The 23,902-nt window shown below is 70.7% G+C and carries 19 protein-coding genes; 12 read left to right on the top strand and 7 right to left on the bottom strand.

Annotated features, from left to right (window positions below; genetic code table 11):
* Positions 1 to 42: 42 nt before the first annotated feature.
* Entirely contained in the window at positions 43 to 2,055 is a 2,013-nt protein-coding gene (locus ACO07H_RS00910; protein WP_422010154.1) for an OPT family oligopeptide transporter, read from the bottom strand.
* A gap of 97 nt (positions 2,056 to 2,152) precedes the next feature.
* On the opposite strand from ACO07H_RS00910, the gene icmF reads away from it, so the two are divergent.
* Positions 2,153 to 5,443: a fused isobutyryl-CoA mutase/GTPase IcmF gene (icmF, locus tag ACO07H_RS00915; RefSeq protein WP_422010156.1), complete on the top strand. Its 3,291-nt coding sequence runs from the start codon at positions 2,153 to 2,155 to the stop codon at positions 5,441 to 5,443.
* Positions 5,444 to 5,492: 49 nt separating this feature from the next.
* Here the strand turns inward: icmF and ACO07H_RS00920 are convergent, their stop codons facing one another.
* Positions 5,493 to 6,464 (bottom strand): transglycosylase SLT domain-containing protein, encoded by a 972-nt coding sequence (locus ACO07H_RS00920; protein ID WP_422010158.1) that lies wholly within the window; start codon positions 6,462 to 6,464, stop codon positions 5,493 to 5,495.
* 61 nt (positions 6,465 to 6,525) lie between these two features.
* Between ACO07H_RS00920 and ACO07H_RS00925 the strand changes: the two genes are divergently transcribed.
* Complete coding sequence (locus tag ACO07H_RS00925) at positions 6,526 to 7,122, top strand: YdeI/OmpD-associated family protein (RefSeq protein WP_422010160.1); 597 nt, start codon at positions 6,526 to 6,528, stop codon at positions 7,120 to 7,122.
* A gap of 36 nt (positions 7,123 to 7,158) precedes the next feature.
* Here ACO07H_RS00925 and ACO07H_RS00930 read toward each other — a convergent pair whose 3' ends face one another.
* Positions 7,159 to 8,346, bottom strand: coding sequence for a GGDEF domain-containing protein (locus ACO07H_RS00930; RefSeq protein ID WP_422010162.1), 1,188 nt, complete (start codon positions 8,344 to 8,346; stop codon positions 7,159 to 7,161).
* Positions 8,347 to 8,677: 331 nt separating this feature from the next.
* On the opposite strand from ACO07H_RS00930, the gene ACO07H_RS00935 reads away from it, so the two are divergent.
* Entirely contained in the window at positions 8,678 to 9,145 is a 468-nt protein-coding gene (locus ACO07H_RS00935) for a CreA family protein (RefSeq protein ID WP_422010164.1), read from the top strand.
* A 100-nt stretch (positions 9,146 to 9,245) separates the two neighbouring features.
* Entirely contained in the window at positions 9,246 to 10,403 is a 1,158-nt protein-coding gene (locus tag ACO07H_RS00940) for a GGDEF domain-containing protein (RefSeq protein ID WP_422010166.1), read from the top strand.
* Positions 10,404 to 10,410: 7 nt separating this feature from the next.
* Here the strand turns inward: ACO07H_RS00940 and ACO07H_RS00945 are convergent, their stop codons facing one another.
* The gene (locus ACO07H_RS00945) at positions 10,411 to 11,250 is read right to left on the bottom strand and encodes a M15 family metallopeptidase (RefSeq protein ID WP_422010168.1); all 840 of its coding nucleotides are present in this window, start codon (positions 11,248 to 11,250) and stop codon (positions 10,411 to 10,413) included.
* A gap of 142 nt (positions 11,251 to 11,392) precedes the next feature.
* Here ACO07H_RS00945 and ACO07H_RS00950 point away from each other — a divergent pair, with 142 nt between their 5' ends.
* Both ACO07H_RS00950 and ACO07H_RS00955 read left to right on the top strand, forming a co-directional pair.
* Positions 11,393 to 12,994: an acyl-CoA dehydrogenase family protein gene (locus tag ACO07H_RS00950; RefSeq protein WP_422010170.1), complete on the top strand. Its 1,602-nt coding sequence runs from the start codon at positions 11,393 to 11,395 to the stop codon at positions 12,992 to 12,994.
* 123 nt (positions 12,995 to 13,117) lie between these two features.
* Positions 13,118 to 13,294 (top strand): hypothetical protein, encoded by a 177-nt coding sequence (locus ACO07H_RS00955; RefSeq protein ID WP_422010172.1) that lies wholly within the window; start codon positions 13,118 to 13,120, stop codon positions 13,292 to 13,294.
* Positions 13,295 to 13,405: 111 nt separating this feature from the next.
* Here ACO07H_RS00955 and ACO07H_RS00960 read toward each other — a convergent pair whose 3' ends face one another.
* Positions 13,406 to 14,056 carry a response regulator gene (locus tag ACO07H_RS00960; protein ID WP_422010174.1) on the bottom strand — a complete coding sequence of 217 codons (651 nt, stop codon included), beginning with the start codon at positions 14,054 to 14,056 and terminating at the stop codon, positions 13,406 to 13,408.
* A gap of 199 nt (positions 14,057 to 14,255) precedes the next feature.
* Between ACO07H_RS00960 and ACO07H_RS00965 the strand changes: the two genes are divergently transcribed.
* The 4 genes from ACO07H_RS00965 (at position 14,256) to ACO07H_RS00980 (ending at position 17,120) form a co-directional block, all read left to right on the top strand.
* A complete protein-coding gene (locus ACO07H_RS00965) occupies positions 14,256 to 14,579 on the top strand; it encodes a BON domain-containing protein (RefSeq protein WP_422010176.1) in 324 nt (107 codons plus the stop codon).
* Between the two features lie 127 nt (positions 14,580 to 14,706).
* Positions 14,707 to 15,114 (top strand): response regulator transcription factor, encoded by a 408-nt coding sequence (locus ACO07H_RS00970; RefSeq protein ID WP_422010178.1) that lies wholly within the window; start codon positions 14,707 to 14,709, stop codon positions 15,112 to 15,114.
* An 8-nt stretch (positions 15,115 to 15,122) separates the two neighbouring features.
* The gene (locus tag ACO07H_RS00975; RefSeq protein ID WP_422010180.1) at positions 15,123 to 16,553 is read left to right on the top strand and encodes a CHASE3 domain-containing protein; all 1,431 of its coding nucleotides are present in this window, start codon (positions 15,123 to 15,125) and stop codon (positions 16,551 to 16,553) included.
* Positions 16,554 to 16,664: 111 nt separating this feature from the next.
* A complete protein-coding gene (locus tag ACO07H_RS00980; RefSeq protein ID WP_422010182.1) occupies positions 16,665 to 17,120 on the top strand; it encodes a hypothetical protein in 456 nt (151 codons plus the stop codon).
* Here the strand turns inward: ACO07H_RS00980 and ACO07H_RS00985 are convergent.
* Positions 17,117 to 19,654, bottom strand: a complete 2,538-nt coding sequence (locus ACO07H_RS00985; RefSeq protein ID WP_422010184.1) for an EAL domain-containing protein — start codon at positions 19,652 to 19,654, stop codon at positions 17,117 to 17,119. The genes ACO07H_RS00980 and ACO07H_RS00985 overlap by 4 nt on opposite strands.
* A 209-nt stretch (positions 19,655 to 19,863) precedes the next feature.
* On the opposite strand from ACO07H_RS00985, the gene ACO07H_RS00990 reads away from it, so the two are divergent.
* The gene (locus tag ACO07H_RS00990; RefSeq protein WP_422010186.1) at positions 19,864 to 20,328 is read left to right on the top strand and encodes a hypothetical protein; all 465 of its coding nucleotides are present in this window, start codon (positions 19,864 to 19,866) and stop codon (positions 20,326 to 20,328) included.
* Positions 20,329 to 20,337: 9 nt separating this feature from the next.
* On the opposite strand, the gene ACO07H_RS00995 is transcribed toward ACO07H_RS00990, so the two are convergent.
* A complete protein-coding gene (locus ACO07H_RS00995) occupies positions 20,338 to 21,750 on the bottom strand; it encodes a M28 family metallopeptidase (protein ID WP_422010188.1) in 1,413 nt (470 codons plus the stop codon).
* Positions 21,751 to 21,820: 70 nt separating this feature from the next.
* Here ACO07H_RS00995 and fusA point away from each other — a divergent pair, with 70 nt between their 5' ends.
* Positions 21,821 to 23,899: an elongation factor G gene (gene fusA, locus ACO07H_RS01000; RefSeq protein WP_422010190.1), complete on the top strand. Its 2,079-nt coding sequence runs from the start codon at positions 21,821 to 21,823 to the stop codon at positions 23,897 to 23,899.
* Positions 23,900 to 23,902 lie beyond the last annotated feature (3 nt).

Below are 23,902 nucleotides of genomic sequence, written 5' to 3' on the forward strand. Positions count from 1 at the left end.
CAGGCCTGTGCGGCGCTGCTCGGCCTCAGCTGACTTGGACCGTCAGGGCTGCTTGCTCAGCAGCCAGCGATAGAGCCCGAAGCCGATGCCGGCGAAGGCCATGAAACCCACCACCTGGCCGGCGGTGGCGAAGCTGTCGCCCACCAGCGCCAGCGGCGCGCCCTGGCCCGAGAACACCACGACGGCCGCGAGGATGACGCCCAGCAGACTCTCGCCGACGATGAGACCGGAGGCCAGCAGCACGCCCAGCTGCCGGGTCGCTTCCGGGTCGCGCTTGGCGCGTGCGGCGCGTTCGAACAGCCAGCCCGCCACGGCGCCGACGACGATGGTCAGCGTGCTGTTCAGCGGCAGGTAGATGCCCAGGCCTACAGCCAGCGGCGCCAGATGAGCTTTGCCGCCCGAGCCGCGCTTCAGCGCCTCGTCGACGGCGATGCAGATGCCGCCGATGACGGCGCCGATGCCGATCAGGTTCCAGTTCAGGTCGCCCTGGATGACGCCCTTGGCCAGCGCCGAGATCAGCGCGGCCTGCGGCGCGGCGAGCGCGGTCTTCGGGTCCACGCCGGGCACGCCGGCAAAGCCGTAGGCCCTGTTCAGCAGGTCCAGCACCGGCGGGATGACGAAGGCGCCGGCCACCACGCCGATGATGAGCGCGACCTGCTGGCGCCAGGGCGTGGCGTCCACGAGCTGGCCGGTCTTCAGGTCCTGCAGGTTGTCGTTCGAGATGGTCGCCACCGCGAACACGACGGCCGTGACGAACAGCGCGAACGCCACGAGCGCCTGGCCGCTGGAGGCCGGCAGCAGCGGCTTCACGACGAGGGCCAGCAGCAGCGACACGCCGATGACGACCAGGATGCCCACGCCCGACAGCGGGCTGTTGGACGAGCCGATCAGGCCGGCCATGTAGCCGCACACGGCGGCGACGAAGAAGCTCATCAGCAGCACGTACGCCACACCGCCGACGACGAGCAGGCCGAGCTGGTCGCCCAGGCCCGCGGACGTGGCGAAGCTGGACAGCATGAAGCCGATGGGCAGCATGCAGGCCAGCGTGATCAGGCCCACGGTGCCGATGGGGATGTCGCGCTCGGTGCGCGGCAGCGTGTCCGCCTTGCCGGCCTTGCGCACGCGTGCGGCCATGGCCGCCGAGTGCAGGCCCGAGACGACCGGCTTGGCGAGCTTGACCAGCGTCCAGATCGCGGCGACCGCGATGCAGCCGGCGCCGATGAAGCGCACCTGCTTGCTCCACGCGAACAACGCCGTGGCCTCGGCTGCGCCATCCACGCCCGACGTCAGGAAGGGCACGCCGCCCAGCCAGGCGATGCAGGCCCCCACGAGGATGGCAATGCCCACCCACAGGCCCACGAGATGGCCCACGGCCAGCAGCGCGAAGCTGAAGTTCAGGTCGTAGCCCGTCGTGCCACCCTTTTCACCCGGCAGCCGGAAATACTGCGCCAGGTTGGCCGCGAACAGCTGCGTCGCCACGACGATGCTGAAGCCCGCCGACACGACGGCGCCGGCGATGATGGCCGCCAGGCCCTGGCGGTTGCTCTCGCCACCGTCGCTGGCATGGCCCACCTTCAGCACCTCGGCGCAGGCCACGCCCTCGGGGTAGGGCAGCGGCGAGTTCGTCACCAGCGCGCGGCGCAGCGGGATGGAGTACATGACGCCCAGCGTGCCGCCCAAGGCGCACAGCGTGACCGACATCCAGTACGGGAAGCCGCTCCACCAGCCGATCATGACCAGGCCGGGCAGCACGAAGATGATGGACGACAGCGTGCCGGCAGACGACGCGATGGTCTGCACGATGTTGGTCTCGCCGATGGAGTTGCCCGCCGCGCGGCGCAGCAACGCCATGGCGATGACGGCGGCCGGGATGGAGGTCGCGAACGTCAGGCCGGCCTTCAGGCCGAAGTAGACGTTGGCGGCCGTGAAGACCAGCGTGATCAGGATGCCCAGCACGATGCCGCGCAGGGTCAGTTCGGTGCCGAGCTTGGGCGTTGCGGTGTGGGACACGGGGGGCGGGCCGGAGTTTGGGATGGGGGAGGATGATGCCCTCATTCCCGCGCCGGGCGGATCGGGGCCGTCCCGCGCCCGCCTCAATTGACGTTAACGTCAATTGGCGACCTAAAATCGCGCCAGATCAAGGAGACAAGCCATGACCGATCTCGCCGCCGACTACAAGGCACTGGCCGAGTACCGCCCGACCCACAAGGTCCGTTTCGTCACCGCCGCCAGCCTGTTCGACGGGCACGACGCGGCCATCAACATCATGCGCCGCATCCTGCAGGGCATGGGCGCCGAGGTCATCCACCTCGGGCACAACCGCTCGGTGGACGAGGTCGTCACCGCGGCGCTGCAGGAGGATGCGCAAGGCATCGCCATCAGCTCCTACCAGGGCGGGCATGTCGAATACTTCAAGTACATGGTGCAGTTGCTGCGCGAGCGCGGCGGCGCGCACATCCAGGTGTTCGGCGGCGGCGGCGGCGTCATCGTGCCGGCCGAGATCCGCGAGCTGGCCGAGCACGGCGTGCGCATCTTCAGCCCCGAAGACGGCCAGCGCATGGGCCTGGCCGGCATGATCGGCGAGATGGTCATGAAGGCCGACCAGGACTTCAGCGTGCACGCGCCCAAGGCCCTGTCCGCCATCACCGGCCACACCGAAGCCGCCTGGCGCTCGCTGGCCCAGTTGCTCACCGCACTGGAGAACGGCAAGGCCGACGCGGCCATCGTTGATGAACTGCGCTCGCAGGCTTCGGGTCGCAAGACGCCCGTGCTCGGCATCACCGGCACCGGCGGCGCGGGCAAGTCCAGCCTGACCGACGAACTGATCCGCCGCCTGCGCCTGGACCAGGGCGACGCCTTGCGCGTGGCGCTGATCTCCATCGACCCCTCGCGCCGCAAGAGCGGTGGCGCATTGCTGGGCGACCGCATCCGCATGAACGCGATCTCGCCATGGGGCCAGGGTCCGCGCGTCTTCATGCGCTCGCTCGCCACCCGCGACTTCGGTTCGGAAATCTCCCCGGCCCTGCCCGACGTCATCGCCGCCGCCAAGGTCGCGGGCTTCGACCTCGTCATCGTCGAGACGAGCGGCATCGGCCAGGGCGATGCGGCCATCGTGCCGCTGGTCAGCGTGCCGATGTACGTGATGACGCCCGAGTTCGGCGCCGCCAGCCAGCTCGAGAAGATCGACATGCTGGACTTCGCCGAGTTCGTCGCCATCAACAAGTTCGACCGCAAGGGCTCGCTGGACGCGCTGCGCGACGTAGCCAAGCAGGTGCAGCGCAACCGCGAGGCGTTCAACGTGATGCCGGACACGATGCCGGTGTTCGGCACCATGGCCAGCCGATTCAACGACGACGGCGTGACGGCGCTCTACCAGGCGCTCAAGGCCCGCCTGGGTGGGCTGGGGCTGAAGTTGACCGAAGGCCGCCTGCCGTTGGTCAACACACGCCACAGCACGCACCAGACGCCCATCGTGCCGGCTTCGCGGGTGCGCTATCTCGCCGACATCAGCGACACCGTGCGCAGCTACAAGGCCCGCGCACGCAAGCAGGCCACGCTCGCCCGCGAGATCCAGCAGCTGGAAGCCAGCCGCGCGATGCTGGAGGCCGCCAACCCCGACAAGAACGGTGCCCGCACCGCGCTGGCGGACCTGGCCGAGCACCGACGCGCCAAGCTCGATGGCGATGCGCGTCAGTTGCTGCAGCAGTGGCCCGACATGGTCAAGGCCTACGCCGGCGACGAGTACGTCGTGAAGATCCGCGACAAGGAGGTCCGCACCGCGCTGGTCACGCAAAGCCTGTCGGGCACCAAGATCCGCAAGGTCGTGCTGCCGACCTACGAATGCCACGGCGAGCTGCTGAAGTGGCTGATGCTGGAGAACGTGCCCGGCAGCTTCCCGTACGCGGCCGGCGTGTTCGCCTTCAAGCGCGAGGGTGAGGACCCGACGCGCATGTTCGCGGGCGAAGGCGATGCCTTCCGCACCAACCGGCGCTTCAAGCTGGTCAGCGAAGGCATGCCGGCCAAGCGCCTGTCCACCGCCTTCGACTCGGTGACGCTGTACGGCGCCGACCCCGCGCCGCGGCCGGACATCTACGGCAAGGTCGGCAACAGCGGCGTCAGCATCGCCACGCTGGACGACATGAAGGTGCTGTACGACGGCTTCGACCTGTGCAGCCCGACCACGTCGGTGTCGATGACCATCAACGGCCCGGCACCCAGCATCCTGGCCATGTTCATGAACACGGCCGTCGACCAGAACCTGGCCAAGTTCAAGGCCGACAACGGCCGCGACCCGACGGCCGACGAAGCCGCCAAGATCAAGGACTGGGTGCTGGCCAATGTGCGAGGCACCGTGCAGGCCGACATCCTGAAGGAAGACCAGGGCCAGAACACCTGCATTTTCTCGACCGAGTTCTCGTTGAAGGTGATGGGCGACATCGCCGAGTACTTCGTGCACCACAACGTGCGCAACTTCTACTCGGTGTCGATCAGCGGTTATCACATCGCCGAGGCCGGCGCGAACCCGATCTCGCAGCTGGCGCTGACGCTGTCGAACGGCTTCACGTTCGTGGAGGCGTATCTCGCGCGCGGCATGCACATCGACGACTTCGCGCCCAACCTGTCGTTCTTCTTCAGCAACGGCATGGACCCCGAGTACACGGTGCTGGGCCGCGTCGCGCGGCGCATCTGGGCCATCGCCATGCGCGACCGCTACGGCGCGAACGAACGATCCCAGAAGCTGAAGTACCACGTGCAGACCTCGGGCCGCAGCCTGCACGCGCAGGAGATCGCCTTCAACGACATCCGCACCACGCTGCAGGCGCTGATCGCCGTCTACGACAACTGCAACTCCCTGCACACCAACGCCTACGACGAGGCGATCACGACGCCCACCGACGAGAGCGTGCGCCGCGCCATGGCCATCCAGCTCGTCATCAACCGCGAGTGGGGCCTGGCCAAGAACGAGAACCCGAGCCAGGGTGCCTTCATCATCGACGAGCTGACCGAACTGGTCGAAGAAGCCGTGCTGACCGAGTTCGAGCGCATCAGCGAACGCGGCGGTGTGCTGGGCGCGATGGAGACCGGCTACCAGCGCGGCCGCATCCAGGAAGAGTCCATGCACTACGAGATGCTCAAGCACACCGGCGAGTACCCCATCATCGGCGTCAACACCTTCCGCAACCCGAAGGGCGAGACGGTGCCGGAGCACATCGAGCTGGCGCGTTCGACGGACGAAGAGAAGCAGAGCCAGCTCTCACGGCTGGCCGAGTTCCAGGACCGCCACGCGGCCGAGGCGCCGGCCATGCTGGCGCGCCTTCAGCAGGCCGTCATCGAGAACAAGAACGTGTTCGACGTGCTGATGGACGCCGTGCGGGTCTGTTCCCTCGGCCAGATCACCGACGCGCTGTTCGAGGTGGGCGGTCAGTACCGGCGCAGCATGTAGGCAGCCGCCGCGCGTCGGCAGGCAGGCAGGTCCCGGAGGGACGACACCGTCAGCCGCCGCGCAACCGCAACAGCATGGGGGACGGCGGCACGATGGCCGCATCGAAGGGGTGCTGGCGCTGCCCGCCGATGGCCGCCATGATCTTGCGCACATACAGCCGCGTCTCCGCATACGGCGGCACGCCCAGGTAGCGGTCCACGGCCTTCTCGCCGGCGTTGTACCCGGCCAGCGCCAGCGCGATGTCGCCTTCGAAGTAGGCCAGCAGCCAGCGCAGGTAGGCCATGCCGGCGCGGATGTTCTGCGCCGGGTCACGCAGCTTGGTCGCCTTGAAGCGCAGCGCCGTGTCGGGCAGCAACTGCATCAGGCCCTGCGCGTTCTTGGGCGACTGCGCCAGCGGGTCGAAGTTGGACTCGGCCGCCATCAGCGCCAGCACGAGGGCGGGCGACAACTTGTACTCGGGCGCGACGAGGTTGACGAAGGTGACGACGGCCGGCGGTGCATTGGGCGGCGGCGGCATCGCCGGGATCATCTGCACCCTGGGAGCGCGCGGCGCTTGCGCGGCCTGCGCCAGCGGCAGCGGGTCGGCCTCCGGCGGGCGCAGGCAGGGCGGCGGATCGCCCAGCGGCGTGCCGCCCATCGCGTCGAGCATGTTCTGCGCCTGCGCCATGCCCTGCTCCGCTGCGGCGGCGAACATGTGGGCGGCCTCGGCATCATTGCGCTGGATGCCACGCGCATTCGTCAGCATCCAGCCCAGGCTGTACTGCGCCTCGGCGTCGCCGTAGCGCGCCGCACGGCAATACAGCTTGGCCGCAGCCACCTCGTCGCGCCGGATGCCGTCGCCATACTCCAGCGCCTTGGCCTCCTGGCGCCAACGCTCCACCTGAGCCGGCACCACCGGCCCGCGCTCGCCGGGCGGCATGGTCGGGCGGGGCAGTTGCTCCAGCGTCAGCGTGGGCGGTTGTTGGGCGGCAGCCGCGGTGGCGATCAGCGCCAGGGCCAGCAGCAGGGTTCTCACGGACACGGCAGGGGGATGATCGGACGGGGTGCAAGTCTAGACTGCCACCCTCGAACTGGAGCCCGCCATGGCCACGCCGGACCCACGCATCGACGCCTACATCGCCGCCGCCCCCGACTTCGCGCAGCCGGTGCTGCTGCGGCTGCGCGAGGACGTGCATGCCGCCTGCCCGGATGTCGTCGAGACGATCAAATGGAGCCGCCCGCACTTCACGCTGGACGGCAAGCTGCTGTGCGGCATGTCGGCCTTCAAGGCGCACTGCACCTTCAGCTTCTGGGCGCGTGAGGGCATCCCGCCCGGCCGCACGGGTGCGATGGGGGACTTCGGCCGCATCACCGGCCTGGCCGATCTGCCCTCGCGCACCGAATTGCGCCGGCAGATCAAGGCCGCTGCCGCGCTGCTGCTGGCCGGGGCGCCACGCGCCGGCAAGCCGGACCGCACCCCACGGGCGCCGCTCGACATGCCCGACGACTTCGCCGCCGCGCTCGCCCGGCTGAGGGCCGCGAAGCAGCACTACGACGCTTTCCCGCCCGGCAAGCAGCGCGACTACCTGGAATGGGTGCTGGAAGCCAAGCGTGAGGAGACGCGCGCCAAGCGCATCGCCCAGGCCGTGCAATGGCTGGCCGAGGGCAAGTCGCGCCACTGGAAGTACGAGGGCTGTTGACCCGACCGAGTTTCAAACCCGCCGGCAGCCCACCAGTCAGCCGACGACGGCCTGCAGCGTCGAGTTGCGCATCCAGTCGTCCGCCACGACGACGCGGTTGCGGCCCTTCTGCTTGGCCTGGTACAGCGCCTTGTCGGCCAGGTGCATCAGCGTCTCGGGCGTGTCGCTGCGCGAGGCCTCGGCCACTCCGGCCGACAGCGTCACGCGCAATGGCCGGCCGCCATCGCCCTTGAGCTCCAGCGCCTCGACCGCCAGGCGCACCTGCTCGGCCAGGTGACGCGCACCGGCCACGCCGGTGGCGGGCAGCACCAGGCCGAACTCCTCGCCGCCCAGCCGGCCCAGCACGTCCGAGCCGCGCAGCCGCGCGCGCGCGCAGGCGGACACGTCGCGCAGCACCTGGTCGCCCACCGCGTGGCCGTGCTGGTCGTTGACGCGCTTGAAATGGTCCAGGTCCAGCATGACGAAGCTGACAGGCTGGCCTTCGCGCCGGCTGCGCTCGAGCGTGTGCGCGAGCAGCGACACCGCGGTGCTGTGGTTGACCGCGCCGGTCAGCCCGTCGACGCTGGCCAGCTCGCGCATCTGCCCGGCCACGCGCTCGAAGCTGGCCAGCACGAAGCTGAAGCCGGCCGCCAGCACGGCCATGAAGGCCAGCATGAAGATCGCGCCGCTCCAGGCCAGGGCCATCTCGTCGTCGGTCTGGCCATGCAGCCCATACAACGCATGGCCTGCGCGCGCCCACAGTGCCGTGCAGGCCAGCAGCAGCATCAGCGCGACGACGCGGAACGTCAGCTCGCCGCGCCAGCCGCGGCGCAGCGCGGCCACCGTGGCCGGCAGCAGCAGCAGCGCCATGGCCGCCGACAGCGTGGCCACACGCACCGGCGTGGCCACGTCGAGCACGGCCGGCACGGCCAAGGCTGCGAGTGCGAACAGCCAGTTGTGCCAGACCGGCAGACCCCGGTTCAGCAAGTGCCGGTACACGGCAGCCGTGAGGCCGGCAATGCCGATCATCAGCAGCAGGTTGCCGCCCAGCAGCGGGATCCAGCCGGGCAGCCAAGGCCGCAACGCGAAGAAGGCGAAGCCGGCACAGAACGGGCCGGACGCCCAGGCCAGCTGACGCAGCTCCCCGCGGCTCAGCGAGCCGCGGCCCGCCAGCCAAAGCTGCAGCGTCAGCAGGCCGAAGCCGACGACGAGCATCAGCACCAGAGTGGGCACGTGAAGCGACATGCGGGGCGGCAGCCTGGACGTTGTTTCACGCCAGTGTAGGCAGCCACGCAGCCGCGCAGCGCCAGGGTCTGCGCCGATGGCGCCGCAGCGCGAGCGCGGCTCCAATGCTTGGTGTGATCGCCCCTGCACTGCCTCCGGCCCTGTGCCTGCGGAACCTGCAAGACCGAAACAGCGGCAAGCGAGCGCGCCGCTGAGCGGCTACCAGTCGCTGCGACTGAAGAATCCCGGGCCGGCGCCGCTGGCCGTCGGTGGCCAGCCGCTGCCTTTGGCGACTGACATCGCCATGCGCGTGCAGCCAGGCACGCTGAGCGTGGTTCGATAGACTGGGCCGATGAAGCACGCCACCACCCTCTTGTTGCTCGCCGCCACCGCACTCGCCCGCGCCGAGCCCATCGGTTCGGTCGATACCGCCTTCAAGCTCATCGGGCCCGACCACAAGATCGTTGTCGACGCCTACGACGACCCCAAGGTGCAGGGCGTGGCCTGCTATGTGTCGCGCGCCAAGACGGGTGGCATCAAGGGCGCCATCGGCCTGGCCGAGGACAAGGCCGAGGCCTCCATCGCCTGCCGCCAGGTCGGCCCCGTCACGATCAAGCAGCCGCTGCCGCCGCAGGAAGAGGTGTTCAACGAACGCATCTCCCTGGTCTTCAAGCGGTTGCGCATCGTGCGCATGGTGGACGCGCAGCGCAACACGCTGGTCTACCTGACCTACTCCGACCGACTCATCGACGGCTCGCCGCAGAACAGCATCACCGCCGTGCCGGTGGCCCGCGAGACGCCCATCCCGGTCAAGAAATGAGCGAGGTCGAAGACCGCCAGGTGACCGGGCGCCGGGCCGCTCCCGCACGGGCCCGCATCCCCTCGGGGAACAGCCCGGCGTACTCGACAGGCGAGGCGCCATGACATTCACCGAGGCGCTGTTTGCGCTGATGCCCATGCAGGCGCTGGCCACGGCGCTGGTGCAGCTCACGCTGATCGGCTGGCGCGACGCCAATCCCGGCGGTCGCTGGTCGCAGGTCGGCATGGTGGCGCTGGCCCTGGGGCTGACGCTGGTGAGCCCTGCGGTCGGCGCGCATTTCGGCTCGGTGCACGGCCTGCGCAGCGTGGGCGTGGCAGCCATCAGCGTGGGCCTGTCGGCGCTGTGGTGGACCTTGGGCCTGTGGCTGGCGCCACGCCCCGGACGACGCGTGATGATGGCCGCGCCGCTGGCGCTGGCGCTGGGCCACGCGCTGCTGTGGCAGGCGCCGGCCAGCGCGCAGACGCTGGCCGACCTGGTGCTCGGCGCGCAGCTCGCCTGGCTGGGTGTGGCGCTGACGATGCCCGGCCGCCACCACGTGCTGCAAGGCCTCAACAGCCGCCGGTGGCGCCTGTTGGGGCTGGCGGCCGTGCTGCCGCTGCTGGCGGCGCTGCTGTGCCGTGCGACCGTCACGCTGCTGCATGACCCCGCACCCTGGGCCGACCTGCTGCTGGCGCTGGCCGGCCAGCTCGCGCTGCTGCTGAGCCTGCCGATGCTGCTGCTCGCCTGGCGCAGCCAGACCGAGGCCGAGCTGGCCCGGCTGGCGCAGACCGACGGGCTGACCGGCCTCATCGACCGCACGGCGTTCGCCAAGCGCTCGGTGGACCTGATCTCGATGGCGCGCCGCTTCGACGAACCGCTGGCGCTCGTCGTCATCGAACTGGACGACTTCGCGACGCTGCAGGCCGAGCGCGGGCCGGACTTCGCCGACCGGGCGCTGGCGCTGTTCGCCAGCTGCGTGCAGGCGCAGATGCGCCTGGGCGACCTGGCAGGCCGCGTGGCCGGCGAGCAGTTCGGCGTGCTGATGGCGCGCTGCCACACGCAAGGCCCCGCCGCGCTGGACCAACGCCTGCGCCGCTGCCTGAGCGAGCGCACGGCCGCGGAGCTGGGCATGAGCCTGTCCTTCAGCGGCGGCTGGGCGCGGCTGCGCTCCGGCGACCGCGGCCTGGCCGACCTGCAGCGCCGCGCCGAGACCGCGCTTTACGAGGCGCGGCGCGCTGGCCGTGGCCGGCTGTTGGCCGAGCCAGGCCTCGGCGACTGAAGCCGTCTCAGGGCAGCGCCGCAGCCCACTGGCTGACCAGACCCTTGCCGGCCTCGAAGTGCATGGCGTCCTCCACGCCGAACGCCGCCCCCCAGAACCAGCCGTGGCGGTTGAAGAGGGGCGCGATCAGCGTCAGCCCGTACTGCACCTTGTCGTCCCCCTGGACATCCAGCACGCCGTTGAGCGTCAGGTCGATGGCCGTGCCCCAGGAGTGGTTGGAGATGGCCGTGGCCGATCCGCGCACCAGGCGGCAGCACAGCATGCCCGCCGTGCCGAGGACCGCATAGGCGGCCGGCTGCTCGGCGCGGATGTCGGCCATGACGGCCTTGAGGCTGAGCACCGCCGGCACCAGGCCGGTCACGCGGAAGGGGCCGACCGTGTCGGTGACGAGGTTGCGCCGCAGCTTGGGCAGCGTGGGCATCTGGCACAGCGAGCTGTAGCCGCCGGCGACCAGCGGCGTGCCCAATGCAGACAGCATGAAGCTGTTGCCGGCCGACGTGAGGCCCGCGTTCAGCGTCGCCGGGTCCGGCCGCGGCACCGGGCGCAACAGGTCGGCGCCGGCAGCCGGAGCGGGTGCCGGCGAAGGCCCCGGCACGGCCGGCAGCGGCGGGCCGAAGCTGGCGGCCAGGTGGCGCCAGGTGTTGCCGCCCGGGTCGACCCGGCCATCGGGGCTGGACAGGAAGCCGCTCTGGTACTCGCGCAGCGCCGCGATGGTCTTCGCATCGCAGGTGCCCGAGGGCGTGCCGATGGCCGTGTAGCCGCGGGCCACGAGCAGTTGCTGCACCAGCAGCACGTCATCGCGGCGGTTCACGCCGCCTTGGCCGACGGAGGCTGAGATCGTGGGCATGGCAGACCCTCCAGTTGAGTGCCGCGGATTCTGTCGCCGTGCCCCACCGGGGCGAATCCTGAAGGCAGAGGATGCCCCCGGGTCAGTTCTCATCGCGCGGCCATGACGCATGATGGGCACCGGCTCATCACCGGCACGCACCATGCCCCAGACCGACACCCCCGCCAACCTGGTCGACGAGTGGCTGGGCCACAACCTGCTGACCACCGACCCCGCCCTGGTCGCCGCGCTGCACGACGCGGCGCCCCAGGCCGTCGCGCCGTTGACGCAGTACGGCGCGCACCTGGGCAGCATGGAGGTGGCGCAGCTCGCGCGCGACGCCAACCGCTTCGGCCCCACGCTGCGCCAGCTCGATGCCCGCGGCCGGCGCATCGACCTCGTCGACTTCCATCCGAGCTGGCATGCACTGCTGGCGCTGTACCGCAGCCAGGGCCTGGTGGGCGACGTGTTCGCCACCGACACGCCGGGCCGCTGGTCACATTTCGCGGCAGGCTGCTACCTGCACGGGCAGGTCGAGGCCGGGTCGCTGTGCCCCGCGACGATGACACAGGCCGCCATTCCCGTGCTGCGCCAGCACCCCGAGCTGTTCGCGCCGCTGCGCGACAAGCTGTTCACCCGCGAGCACGACGCGCGCGAGGCGCCCATCGCCGACAAGGCCTCGATCTGGGTCGGCATGGGCATGACCGAGAAGCAGGGCGGCTCCGACCTGCGCCGCGTGACGACCGAAGCCGCCGAGCAGGCCGACGGCAGCTATGCCATCACCGGCCACAAGTGGTTCTTCTCCGCGCCCGGCAGCGACGCGCACCTGGTGCTCGCGCGCACCGGGGCTGGCCCGACCTGCTTCTGGCTGCCGCGCTACACACCGGACGGCGCGCGCAATGCCATCCAGGTGATGCGGCTCAAGGACAAGCTCGGCAACCGCAGCAACGCCAGCAGCGAGGTCGAGTTCCACGGCGCCTGGGCGCAGCGGCTGGGCGACGAGGGCCGCGGCATCCCGACGCTGATCGAGATGGCCGGCTACACGCGGCTGAACTGCGTCATCGGCAGCGCGGCGCTGCTGCGCGCCGGGCTGGTGCAGGCGCTGCACAACGCGCGGGAGCGCCACGCCTTCGGCCGGCGGCTCGCGGAGCAGCCGCTGATGCAGACCGTGCTGGCCGACCTGGCGCTGGAGAGCGAGGCCGCGATGCGGCTGATGCTGCGGCTGGCGCGCGGCTTCGAGCAGGACGAGCCCGGCTGGCAGCGGCTGATGACGCCGGCCGCCAAGCTGTGGGTCTGCAAGCGCGCCGTCGAATGCACCGGCGAGGCCATGGAGCTGCTGGGCGGCAACGGCTACGTGGAAGACGGCGTGCTGGCGCGGCTGTACCGCGAGGCGCCGGTCAACTCGATCTGGGAAGGCTCGGGCAACGTGATGGCGCTGGACGTGCTGCGTGCCGTGGCCCGCGAGCCCGACGTGGCGCTGGCGCTGCTGGACGGGTTCGCCGCCAGCCCCGATGCGCCCGTGCAGGCCGAGGTGCGCCTGCTGCGCCGGCTGCTGACCGGCGACCCCGCCGCGCTGCAGGCCCAGGCGCGTCGCGTGGCCCAGGGCCTGGTGTTGTGCGCGCAGGCGCTGCTGATGCGGCAGCAGTCGTCCACCGACGCGGCGGACGCCTTCGTCTCGACCCGGTTCGGCGGCAGCGGCCACCTGCTGGGTACCGTGGCCCTGCCGCAGGCGGCGCGGTTGCTGGACGCCGCGTTGGCCGGCTGAAACGGCGGGCGTTGTAGGCCTAATCCGACGGCCCATGTCGCCACCGGCCGATAGGCCGTGCGGGTACCGCCGGGGATGCTACGGTCAACCTTCAGCCGGAGCCCAGTCATGGTCAATGACGCGATGCAAACCCAGGACCTGTCATCGGAGCAGCGCCCGCAGCGCCCGCTGCTGTCGGCGCTGACGCGCTGGTGGACGCCTGCCGCCGCACCTGTGGACCATGTGCTGGGCTATGAGTCCGCCCAGCCCTGGATGCTCGGTGACGACACGGCTTTTGAACCGGGCCACTGGGCGAACTGACCGCCCGCGGCACGCCGCCATGACGTGATCGCGTCCGTCAAGGCGGTCGCATGAAAGCCGTCGAATGAGGGGCGGCCGGATGACCGCGAACCCGCAGCCACGCGGGTCGCTCTACTGGATCAGGCCGTTCTTCAGCGCGTAGTACGTCAGGTCGCTGTTCGTCTGCAGCTTGAGCTTCTCGAGCACGCGGGTGCGGTAGGTGCTGACTGTCTTCACGCTCAGGAACAGCGCCTCGGCGATGTGTCCCACCGTCTCGCCCTGGGCCAGCCGCAGGAAGACCTGGAACTCGCGCTCCGACAGCGCTTCATGCAGCGGCTTGTCGGGCATCGCGCCTGAACCGCCATGGCCCACGACGCTGTCGGCCAGTTGCTCGGCCACCGCCGGGCTGATGTAGCGGCGCCCGCGCGCGACCAGGCGGATCGCGTTGGCGATCTCCTCGGGATCGCACTCCTTGTTCAGGTAGCCGCTCGCGCCCTGGCGCAGCAGCGTGGTCGCGTAGTGCGCCTCGGGAAAGCCGCTGAGGATGAGCACTGGCAGTTCGGGGAAGCGCGCCTTGATGGCCGCCAGCGCATCGACGCCGCTCTGGTCGGGCATCGAGATGTCCAGCAGCAGCACGTCCACCTCGCCACCACGCGCCATCTCCAGCGCATCGTGGCCGCTGCCACCCTCCCCTGTGACGCGCAGGTCGACATGGTCGGACAGGTACTGGCGCAGGCCGGTGCGCACGATGGCGTGGTCGTCAACGATGCCGATGCGGATCATGGGCTGAAGCGGTTGTATGGGGTGCTGCCAGCGTAGCAGTGCGCCACGCGGTGCGCGATTGCTGCCCGTCCTACAACGGCGCAGGCGGCGTCCGACAGCGAGCCGCGATGCGGGACTAGGCGGCGCGTCAATCCCCAAGGCGATAGTGCATTCCAGCGGCCAAGTGGTCGCCTTTTGAAAATGTTGAAAGGAGATCCAAATGCTCAACAAATCCATCGTCTCTGTTGCCGTCACCACCGCCCTCGTGGCCACCTTTGCTGCAACCAGCGGTTGCGCCGTCACCCGTGACCAGGAAACTGTCGGCGCTTACATCGACGACGCGACGCTGACCACCCGCGTCAAGTCCAAGTTCGCCGCCGACCCGACGGTCAGCGCGATGTCCATCAGCGTCGAAACGCTGAAGGGCACCGTGCAGCTGTCCGGCTTTGCCAAGAGCACGGCCGAACGCTCGGTGGCCGAGAAGCTCGCCCGCGAAACCTCCGGCGTCGTCGGCGTGCGCAACGACATCGTCGTTCGCCCCTGAGCGATCTCAGGGCTTCTCCCTAGGAGAAGTCCTACACGCCGACGCGCTGCAGATCCAGGCGGCGTGTCCCGGAAGCGGTTCATACTTGATCCCCATCCACGCGACTGCCGCCTTTCCACGTCGGGCCATGCCAGCACTCAAAGCCTTCATCGTCGAAGACAGCCCGGTGATCCTGGAAAACCTGGTCGCCACGCTGGAAGAGCTGGCGCAGGTCGAGGTCGTCGGATCGGTGCCGGACGAAGCCGGTGCGGTGCGATGGATGAGCCGCGATCCCGACGCCAATGCCGACCTGTTCATCGTCGACGTGTTCCTGCGCTCCGGCACGGGACTGGGCGTGCTGCAGGCCGCCCAGCAACTCGGCGTGCGTGCACGGCGTGTCGTGCTGACCAACTACGCGACCGATGAAATGCGCCGCCGCTGTGCAAGCCTCGGCGCGGAGCGGGTGTTCGACAAGAGCCACGAGCTGGACGACCTCATCACCTACTGTGCCGAACTGGCCGAGCAGGCCGGCACCCCGCCCGCCGCAGCCAACTGAGGCGCCGGTTGCTGATCCGCCTGCATCCCCTGCTGGATTCCGCACGCCGCAACCGCGGCGTGGCCATCGGCCTGGTCACGCTGGCGGCGTCCGCCGTCATGGGTGTCAGCGAGGCAGCGTTCTGGGGTGCCGATGAGGCGCTGAACAAGTCCGAAGCCCGCCACCTGGCCCGCAACGACGGCCTGCGGCTGCGCGAACTGCTGACCGATGCCGAGACCTCGCAGCGCGGCTTCCTGCTGACCGGGCGCGAAGACTACCTCGGGCCGCTGCAGACCGCCGTGCGCGAGCTGCCCGACGTGCTGACGCGGCTGCGCGGCCAGTACGCCAGCTCCGAATGGGAGGTGCTGGTCGTCGACGCCAGCCGCCGCGCGAACGAGAAACTGTCGGAGCTGCAACTCGTCGTCAAGCTCTACCGCGAAGGCGCCTCGACCGCGTGGCAAGGGCTGGTCGAATCCGACATCGGCCGCGAGAAGATGCAGGCGGTGCGCGACGCCGTCTCGCAACTCGACCACCACGAACTCGCCCAGATCGCCCGCGAGCGCGAGGCCGTCTACCGCTCGCTGACCTGGGGGCGCCTGGGCGTTCACGGGCTCACGCTGATGAGCCTGATCGGCCTGGCCATCTTCCTGCGCCGCAACGAAGCCCTGCATTCGGCACGGCGCGAGCATTCGCAGGCGCTGGCCCAGGAGCGCGACCGGCTGGACCGCGAGGTGGCGCGCCGCACCGCCGAGCTGACCGAACTGGCGCGACACCTGCAAACCGTGCGCGAGGACGAGCGCGCCCACCTGGCCCGTGAGCTGCACGACGAACTCGGTGCGCTGCTGACGGCCGCCAAGCTGGACGTCGCGCGCATCCGGCGCATGACGCGCACCACCGCGCCCGAGATCGACGAGCGCCTGCTGCACATGGCGGAGCTGCTCGACCAGGGCATCGCGCTCAAGCGCCGCATCATCGAGGACCTGCGCCCCTCGGCGCTGTCCAACCTGGGCCTGATCCCGGCGCTGGAGATCCTGACGACCGAGTTCGCGCAGCGCTCCGGCCTGCAGCTCAGCCTGGAACTCACCGAAGCCGCCAACGCCGATGCGGCCGACCGACTGGCGCTGTACCGCCTCGTGCAGGAAGCGCTGACCAATGTGATGCGCCACGCCAAGGCCAGGAACGTGCGCGTGTCGCTGGGCGAGGCCGACGGCTGGCTGCAGCTCAGCATCCGCGACGACGGCCAGGGCTTCAGCCCCGACGCCGTCGGCGCCGGCCACCACGGGCTGATCGGCATGCGCTACCGCATCGAAAGCCTGGGCGGCACCTTGCAGCTGCTGTCGTCCCCCGGCCGGGGCACGCTGGTGCTGGCGCGGCTGCCCGCCCGGCCACAGGCGCCGCCCGAGCCCGAGCCGCCGGCGACCGTGCCCGGGGCGCTGGGCGGCCCGGCCGCGGCTTCCTGAAGTCCTACACGCCGAATCTGGCTGGACCGACACGCCGCGGTCGCGGTGACATCCACACTGCCGCCGTGCTCCGTCAGGAGCGGTCTGCCCAGCGTGCGCGAGGAGAGCCCGATGCAATTCCCCAGATCACTGCATGCCGATGGCTGGCACATCCGCCTGCCGCTGCGACGCGCGCACCCGCACATGCCGCTGGCCGCGCATGACGCTGCCGCCGACACGGCGCCGCCGCGTTCGCGCCGCGGCGTGCGGGTTCTGGCCGCCGTCGTTGCACTCGGTGCGCTGCTGGCCAACGCAGGGCTGAACGCTGCCGACGACCCGCGCCCGCTGGATGTGCAGCTCAGCGGCGCGATGCGCCAGGCCGGCGAGACGCTCAGCCGTTGGCAGGACACGCTTGCACGCGGCCTGCAGGTGTCGCTGCGCGCCGTGGCCGATGGCCGGGACATGCAGCCCAAGCCACCTGCCCAGGCCAACGTGTTCGCACAGGCCGAGCCGGGCGTGGCGGACCACGACCACCAGCAACCGGCGCGCGCCGACCTGGCGCCGCGCCAGTTGCAACCCACCCGCTAAAGAGGCATCGCCGCCGACGCGGTCGCCTCCACCACAGTCAGCAATTCGGCCAGCGGCTGGGGGCGGTGCAGCAGGAACCCCTGCACGTCGTGCACGCCCATGCGGGCCAGCTCGCCCAGCACCTCGGGCGTCTCCACGCATTCCGCAATGGTCGAGATGCCCAGCGTTCTCGCCACGTCGACAAAGCTGCGCACGGCGGCCTGGTCCAGCGGGTCCACGAGCAGATGCCGCACGAATTGCCCGTCGATCTTCAGGATGTCGATGGGCAGCGCCTTCAGATAGCCGAACGACGACGCCCCGGCACCGAAGTCGTCCAGCGCAATGCGCACACCCAGCGCCCGCATCTGCTGGATGAAGCGGGCCGCCACGTCGAGCTGCGTGATGACGGCCGTCTCGGTGATCTCCAGGCACAGCGCCGACGCGCGCTGCGCACCCAGCGAGGTCAGCAGCGTGCGCGCCTCCTCGTGGAAGGCGGCGTCCTGCAAGGTCAGCGCGGACAGGTTGACGGCCAGCGACGCAATTTCCGGCGCGCCGCGACGCTGCAGCAGCGCCACCGCCTGGCGCAGCACCCAGCGGTCCAGCCGCGGCGCGAGGTGAAAGCGCTCGGCCGCCGGGATGAAGGCGCCCGGCAGCACGCGGGTGCCGTCGCGCTCGCGCAGGCGCAGCAGCAGTTCGCCGCGCAGCCGGCCGTCGTCGGCTTGGCCGCGTACCGGCAGCACACGCTGCAGGTCCAGCTCGAAGCGGTCTTCGTCCAGCGCCTGCTGCAGCCGCGTGGCCCAGCGGTGCTCGCTCTGGTGGGCGCGCAGCGTGGCGTCGTCCGGCGCCCAGACCTGCACGCGGTTGCGGCCCTGCTCCTTGGCGATCATGCAGCAGGCATCGGCCTCGCGCAGCGCCGCCTCGGCGTCGGCCCAGCGACCGTCCAGCGGCGCGACGCCGATGCTGGTGCCGATGCGAAAACGCTGCTCGCCGTGCACGTAGCGGTACTGGTCCAGCGTGTCGCACAGCTTCTGCGCCACGTGCAGCGCTTCGTCCAGCGAGCAGTTCTCCAGGATGGCCGCGAATTCGTCGCCCCCCAGGCGGGCGACGGTGTCGCGGCCGCGCACGCCGGCCTCCAGCCGCTTGGCCACCTCGCGCAGCACCGCGTCCCCGGCGGCATGGCCGCAGTGGTCGTTGACGAGCTTGAAGCGGTCCAGGTCGAACGCCAGCAGCGCATGGTGGCTGCCGTCGCGCTGCGCGCGCTCGAAGGTGCGCGCCAGCCGCTGCTGGAACTCGCTGCGGTTGACCAGGCCGGTCAGCCCGTCGTGGCTGGCGCGCCAGCGGATCTCGTCGAACTGACGGCGCTGCTGCGTCACGTCGCGGAAGACGAGCACCGCGCCCAGCACGTGGCCATCGGCGTTGCGGATGGGCGCCACCGAATCGTCGACGGCGCGCAGGTCACCATCCCGGCCCACCAGCACGGCGCCGGCCGGCAGGCGCGTGGGCCTGCCGGTCGCGAGGCATCGCTGCACCGGATCGGGCAGCACTTGCTGGTTGTCCTCGCGCTGCGCGCGGAAGACGACGCGCGCCGGCTGGCCGCGCGCCTCGGCCGCCGCCCAGCCGGTCAGACGCTGCGCGACCGGGTTCAGCCACGTCACGCGGCCCAGCGCGTCGGTCGTCAGCACGGCGTCGCCGATGGACTGCAGCGTCACCTCCAGCAGCTCGCGCTGCTCTTCCAGCTGCTGCTGCAGCCGCCGCGATTCGCTGACATCCCAGCAGACGCCGGCCAGCCGCAGCGGCCGGCCGGCGGCGTCGCGCAGCACGCGGCCGCTGATGCGCAGCACGTGCTCGCTGGCGTCGACCCAGCGCACGCGCCATTCGCCTTCCAGCGGCGCGCGGCCCGCCAGCGCGGCGCGCAAGGCGTCCAGCGCCGGGCGCCGATCCAGCGGGTGCAGGCGCGCACGCCAATGCTTCAGACCGAGGCCGCGGCCATGCGGCGCCTCGCCGTGCAGGCGCCACATCGCGTCGTCCCACACCAACTCCCCCGCGCGCAGGTCCAGGTCCCAGACACCGATGCCGCCGCTGTGGGTCGCCAACGCCAGCCGGTCCAGCGCCTGCTCCAGTTCGGCGCGCACCCCGGCCGCGTCGGTGACGTCCTGCATGACGACGGCGACACGGTGCGCATCGTCCTCGTCGGGCCCGCCGACGACGCGCAGCACACGCCGCCCGCGCTCGCCGGCGTCGCAGGGCAGCTCCACATCCCAGCGTTCGCCCCGGGCAGCCGCCCGTTGCAGCGCCGCGCCCAGCATGGCCGCGCCATCCGGACCGAAGCGTTGCAGCACCGCAGCGAGCGTCGGCACCTGCCGGGCCGGCAGGCCCAGCAGTTCGCAGGCGGAATCGGACAACGTCAGGCGCTCGGTGTCCGCCTGCCATTCCCAGGCTCCCACGCCGGCCAGGCGGCTGCTGCGCTCCAGGAAACGCGCGTTCTGCGCCAGCGCGACATGCGCGGCCATCACTGCGGCTGCAGCCGGTTCCTGCCCGAGCAGGGGTTCGTTCATCAAGCATGCTCCTGCGCCAAGACCCGGCAGATTGCCGAACAGCATGCCGCGATACCGTCGGTTCCTCAGGCAACCACTTGTAAGACAACGCCGCATTCGCAACCGGCACGGCTCGTCCTACAGTCGGCGCTGCCGCACGCTGACAACCGACGACCGGTCAGCCGCGTTCACTGGACACAGCGGCACACGCCGCGCTGCCAGGAGAAACCATGAACGCCCATCCCCCCCTGACCCACGTGCTCGCGCCCGCGCTGCTCGCACTGGCCGGCGCGGCCGCCGCGCCTGCGGCCCAAGCCGCCGACGTGGGCGTGTCCATCGGCTTCAGTCAGCCGGGCGCCTATGGCCGCGTGGACATTGGCCGCTTCCCCCAGCCGGTACTGGTCGCGCCGCAACCGGTCATCATCGGCCGGCCGGCCTACCGTGAACCGGTCTACCTGTGGGTGCCGCCGGCCCACCGCCGCGACTGGCGCCACAACTGCTACCGCTACAACGCCTGCGGCGCGCAGGTCTACTTCGTGGAGGACAACTGGTACCGCCACAACGTGGCCGTCCGCCAGGACCGCCGCGAACGCCATGGCCCGCCGCCGGACCGTCGCCACGACCGCGATGACCATCGCGACCGTCATGACCACGACGATCGCCGTGACGACGACCGCCGCCACGACCACCGCTGATCGCGCGCTTCAGCGCCTGGGGAGCGGGAAGCTCGCCAGGCCGGCGTAGCCCTTCTTCGACACGGCCTGCACGCCGAACACGACGTTGTCCTTGGACACCGGCAGCGTCACGCGCGTGGCGCGGCCGACGTCCTTGGACTGCTGCCACGCGGCCGAGTCGGTGTCACGCCAGACGATGCGGTAGCCGGCCACCTCGGGGTCGTCGCTGGGCTGCCACTCCAGCGTGGACTCGTTGGTCAGCTCGCGGGCATCCAGCCGCACGTCCTTGACCGGCGCGGGCGCCCAGGCCAGCGTGGCCAGGCCCGCCAGGTTGGCACGCGCCACATCGGCGACGTAGCCGAAGTCGACGAACTCGGGCAGGTCGCCGTAGACGACGCCGTTCTCGGTCCTGGGGTTCTGGTGCTGGTGGGCGAAGTTTTCGAACGGCTCGCTGAAGCGCACCGCCGCATAGCCGCGCTCGAGGAAGGGGAGGTGGTCGCCGCCGCGCAGGTAGCGGTCGCGGCGCTGGATGAGCTGCACGGTGAAGCCGGGCATCGCGCTTTCAGCCGCGGCCTTCAGGTGGCGGCCGAGCTGGTGGGTGGGCAGGTCCTCGCTGCCGCCGGCTTGCAGCAGCGGCAGCAACTCGGCCTGCATCGCGGCGATGGACCGCGCGTCCGCGTCGCCGGGCGGGCGGTTGGCCTGAGCGGCCGTCAGCAGCCGCACCAGCGGGTCCAGCCCGTCGGCGAACAGGCGCAGCCGCTTCGGGTCATGCTGGCCCGCGTCGCCGCGCGAGCTGCCGACGATGTCGTTGGTGATCATGGCTTCGACGTTGACGTTGGCCGCCCGCGCCTCGCGCGCCCACTGCGCGGCGCCCAGCAACCCCTGCTCCTCGCCCGGCACGGCCATGAACACGATCGTGGCGTCGAACTGGCGCCTGGCCATGACGCAAGCCAGCTCCATGACCGCGGCGGTGCCGGAGGCGTCGTCGTTGGCACCCGGCGCCTCGCCCAGCGAATCCATCACGTCGCTGTTGCGCGAGTCGTAGTGGCCGCTGACGACGAGGGTGCGGCCCTTGGACGCGCCGCGGCCGGGCAGTGTCGCCACGACGTTGACCAGCTCGGTCGGCTGGTTCACGCGGTTGCCGGCGGGCTCGATGAAGCTCTGCTCCTCCACCTGCAGCCGCCCGCCCGCCGACTTGGCGCAGGCCGACAGCTCCGCGGTGATCCAGCGCCGTGCGGCGCCGATGCCACGCGTGTCGGAGCCGATGTCCGACAGCGTGTGGCGCGTGCCGAAGCCGACCAGCTTGCGGATGCGCGCCTCGATGCGCGCCGGGCTGACCTCGGCCAGCATGGCCTGCAGCTCGTCGGCCGGTGCGCGGTCGGTCTGGGCCTGGGCCGTGGCGGCGAGCAGGGCGATGGAGAGGGCGGCGAGGCGGGCTTGCATGGAAATCATTCTGCCCTTGCCGTGCCGCCACGCTTCTTCTACGCTGGTTGCCCGACACGAGGAGAGTCCGATGAGCGCCAGCCTGGATTCACGAGTGAGCAAGATCCGAACGGTCGCGCTCGTCGGGCCCGCTGCGGCCGGCAAGACGACGCTGCTCGAAGCGCTGCTGCAGCACGCCGGCGCCATCCCGCAGGTCGGCAGCATCGAGCGCGGCAGCACGGTCTCGGACCACGACGCCCTGGAGAAGCGCCTGGGCCACTCGCTGCAGTCCAGCCTCGCGCATTTCACACACGACGGCCTCCGCGTGCACGCCATCGACACGCCCGGCGCGCCGGATTTCGTCGGCCAGGCATTGCCGGCGCTGGAGGCGGCGGACACGGCCCTCGTCGTCATCAACGCGCAGAACGGCATCGAGCTGATGGCCCAGCGCATGCTGGCCTCTGCCGGCGAACGCGGGCTCGCCAGGCTCATCGTCGTCAACAAGATCGATGCGCCCGGCGTGGACCTGGCCGCGCTGCTGGCGCAGGTCCGCGAGGTGTTCGGCAAGGAATGCCTGCCGCTGAACCTGCCGGTCGACGGCGCCAAGCGCGTCGCCGACTGCTTCTTCGCGGCCCGTGACCTGACAGGACGGGAGGCCGATTTCTCATCCGTCGCCGACGCGCACCGCGCGCTGGTGGAGCAGGTCGTCGAGGTCGATGCCGCCTTCGTCGACCGCTACCTGACCGACGGCGACGTCGACCCGAAGGAGCTGCACGCGCCGCTGGAACAGGCGCTGCGCGAGGGCCACCTGATCCCGGTGTGCTTCTGCTCGGCGCGCACGGGCGCGGGCATCGGCGAGCTGCTGTCCGTCATCGAGCTGCTGATGCCCAACCCGGCCGAAGGCAACCCGCCGCCGTTCCTTCTCAATCCGCTCGCGGGCAAGGGCAGCGAACCACAGCCCTACCCTGCCGCGCCGGACCCGACCGCCCATGTCCTGGCCCACGTGTTCAAGATCGTGGCCGACCCCTACCTGGGCAAGATGGGCGTGCTGCGCGTGCACCAGGGCCGCATCGCCAAGGGCGGCCTGCTGTTCGTGGGGCATGCCCGCAAGCCCATCCGCGTGGGCCACCTGTTCATGCTGCAGGGCGCCAGGCATGTGGATGTGGACGAGGCCCTGCCCGGCGACCTGTGCGCCATCGCCAAGGTGGACGACATCGCCTTCGACGCCGTGCTGCACGACGCGCAGGAGGACGAGCACATCTACCTGAAGCCGCTGGACTTTCCGACCCCGGTGCACGGCGTCGCCCTCAGTCCTGCGCGCCGCGGCGACGAGCAGAAGCTGTGGGAGGTGCTGTCCCGCCTGGTCGACGAAGACCCCTGCCTGCGCATCGACGGCAACCACGAGACGCACCAGACGCTGGTCTACGGCCTGGGCGAATTGCATCTGCGCCTGCTGCTGGACCGGCTGCGCGAGCTCTACAGGGGCGAGATCGTCACCGCGCCGCCGCGCATCGCCTACCGGGAAACGGTGTCCGCGCCGGCCCAGGGCCACTATCGCCACAAGAAGCAGAGCGGCGGCGCCGGGCAGTTCGGCGAGGTCTACCTGCGCGTGGAGCCACTGGCGCGCGGCGCCGGGTTCGAGTTCATCGATGCCGTCAAGGGCGGCACCATCCCGGGCCAGTTCATGCCGGCCGTCGAGAAGGGCGTGCGCTCGGCGCTGGCCAGCGGCGTCATCGCCGGCCATCCGCTCGTGGACCTGCGCGTGACGGTCTATGACGGCAAGCACCACGCCGTCGACAGCAAGGAGATCGCCTTCGTCACGGCCGGCCGCCGCGCGCTGATGGACGCCGTGCGCGAAGCCCGGCCGCTGGTGCTGGAGCCCATCGTGCAGGTGGGCATCACGGCGCCCGAACATGCCATCGGCGACATCACGGGCGACCTCGCCGCGCGACGCGGCCAGGTCAACGGCACTCGCGCCGCAGTGCCCGGCAGCCTCGTCGTGCAAGGCCTGGCGCCGCTGGCCGAGCTGGCCAACTACCAGTCGCGGCTGAATGCGATGACGGCGGGCGAAGGGCGCTACACGCTGCTGCTGTCGCACTACGAGGCCGTGCCGCCGAACATGCAGGCGGCACTGGTGGGAGCCTATCGCCCGAGCAATGATCCTGATTGATCG

Origin of the sequence: Roseateles sp., assembly GCF_965229315.1 — a bacterium.
Lineage (GTDB): Bacteria > Pseudomonadota > Gammaproteobacteria > Burkholderiales > Burkholderiaceae_C > Pelomonas.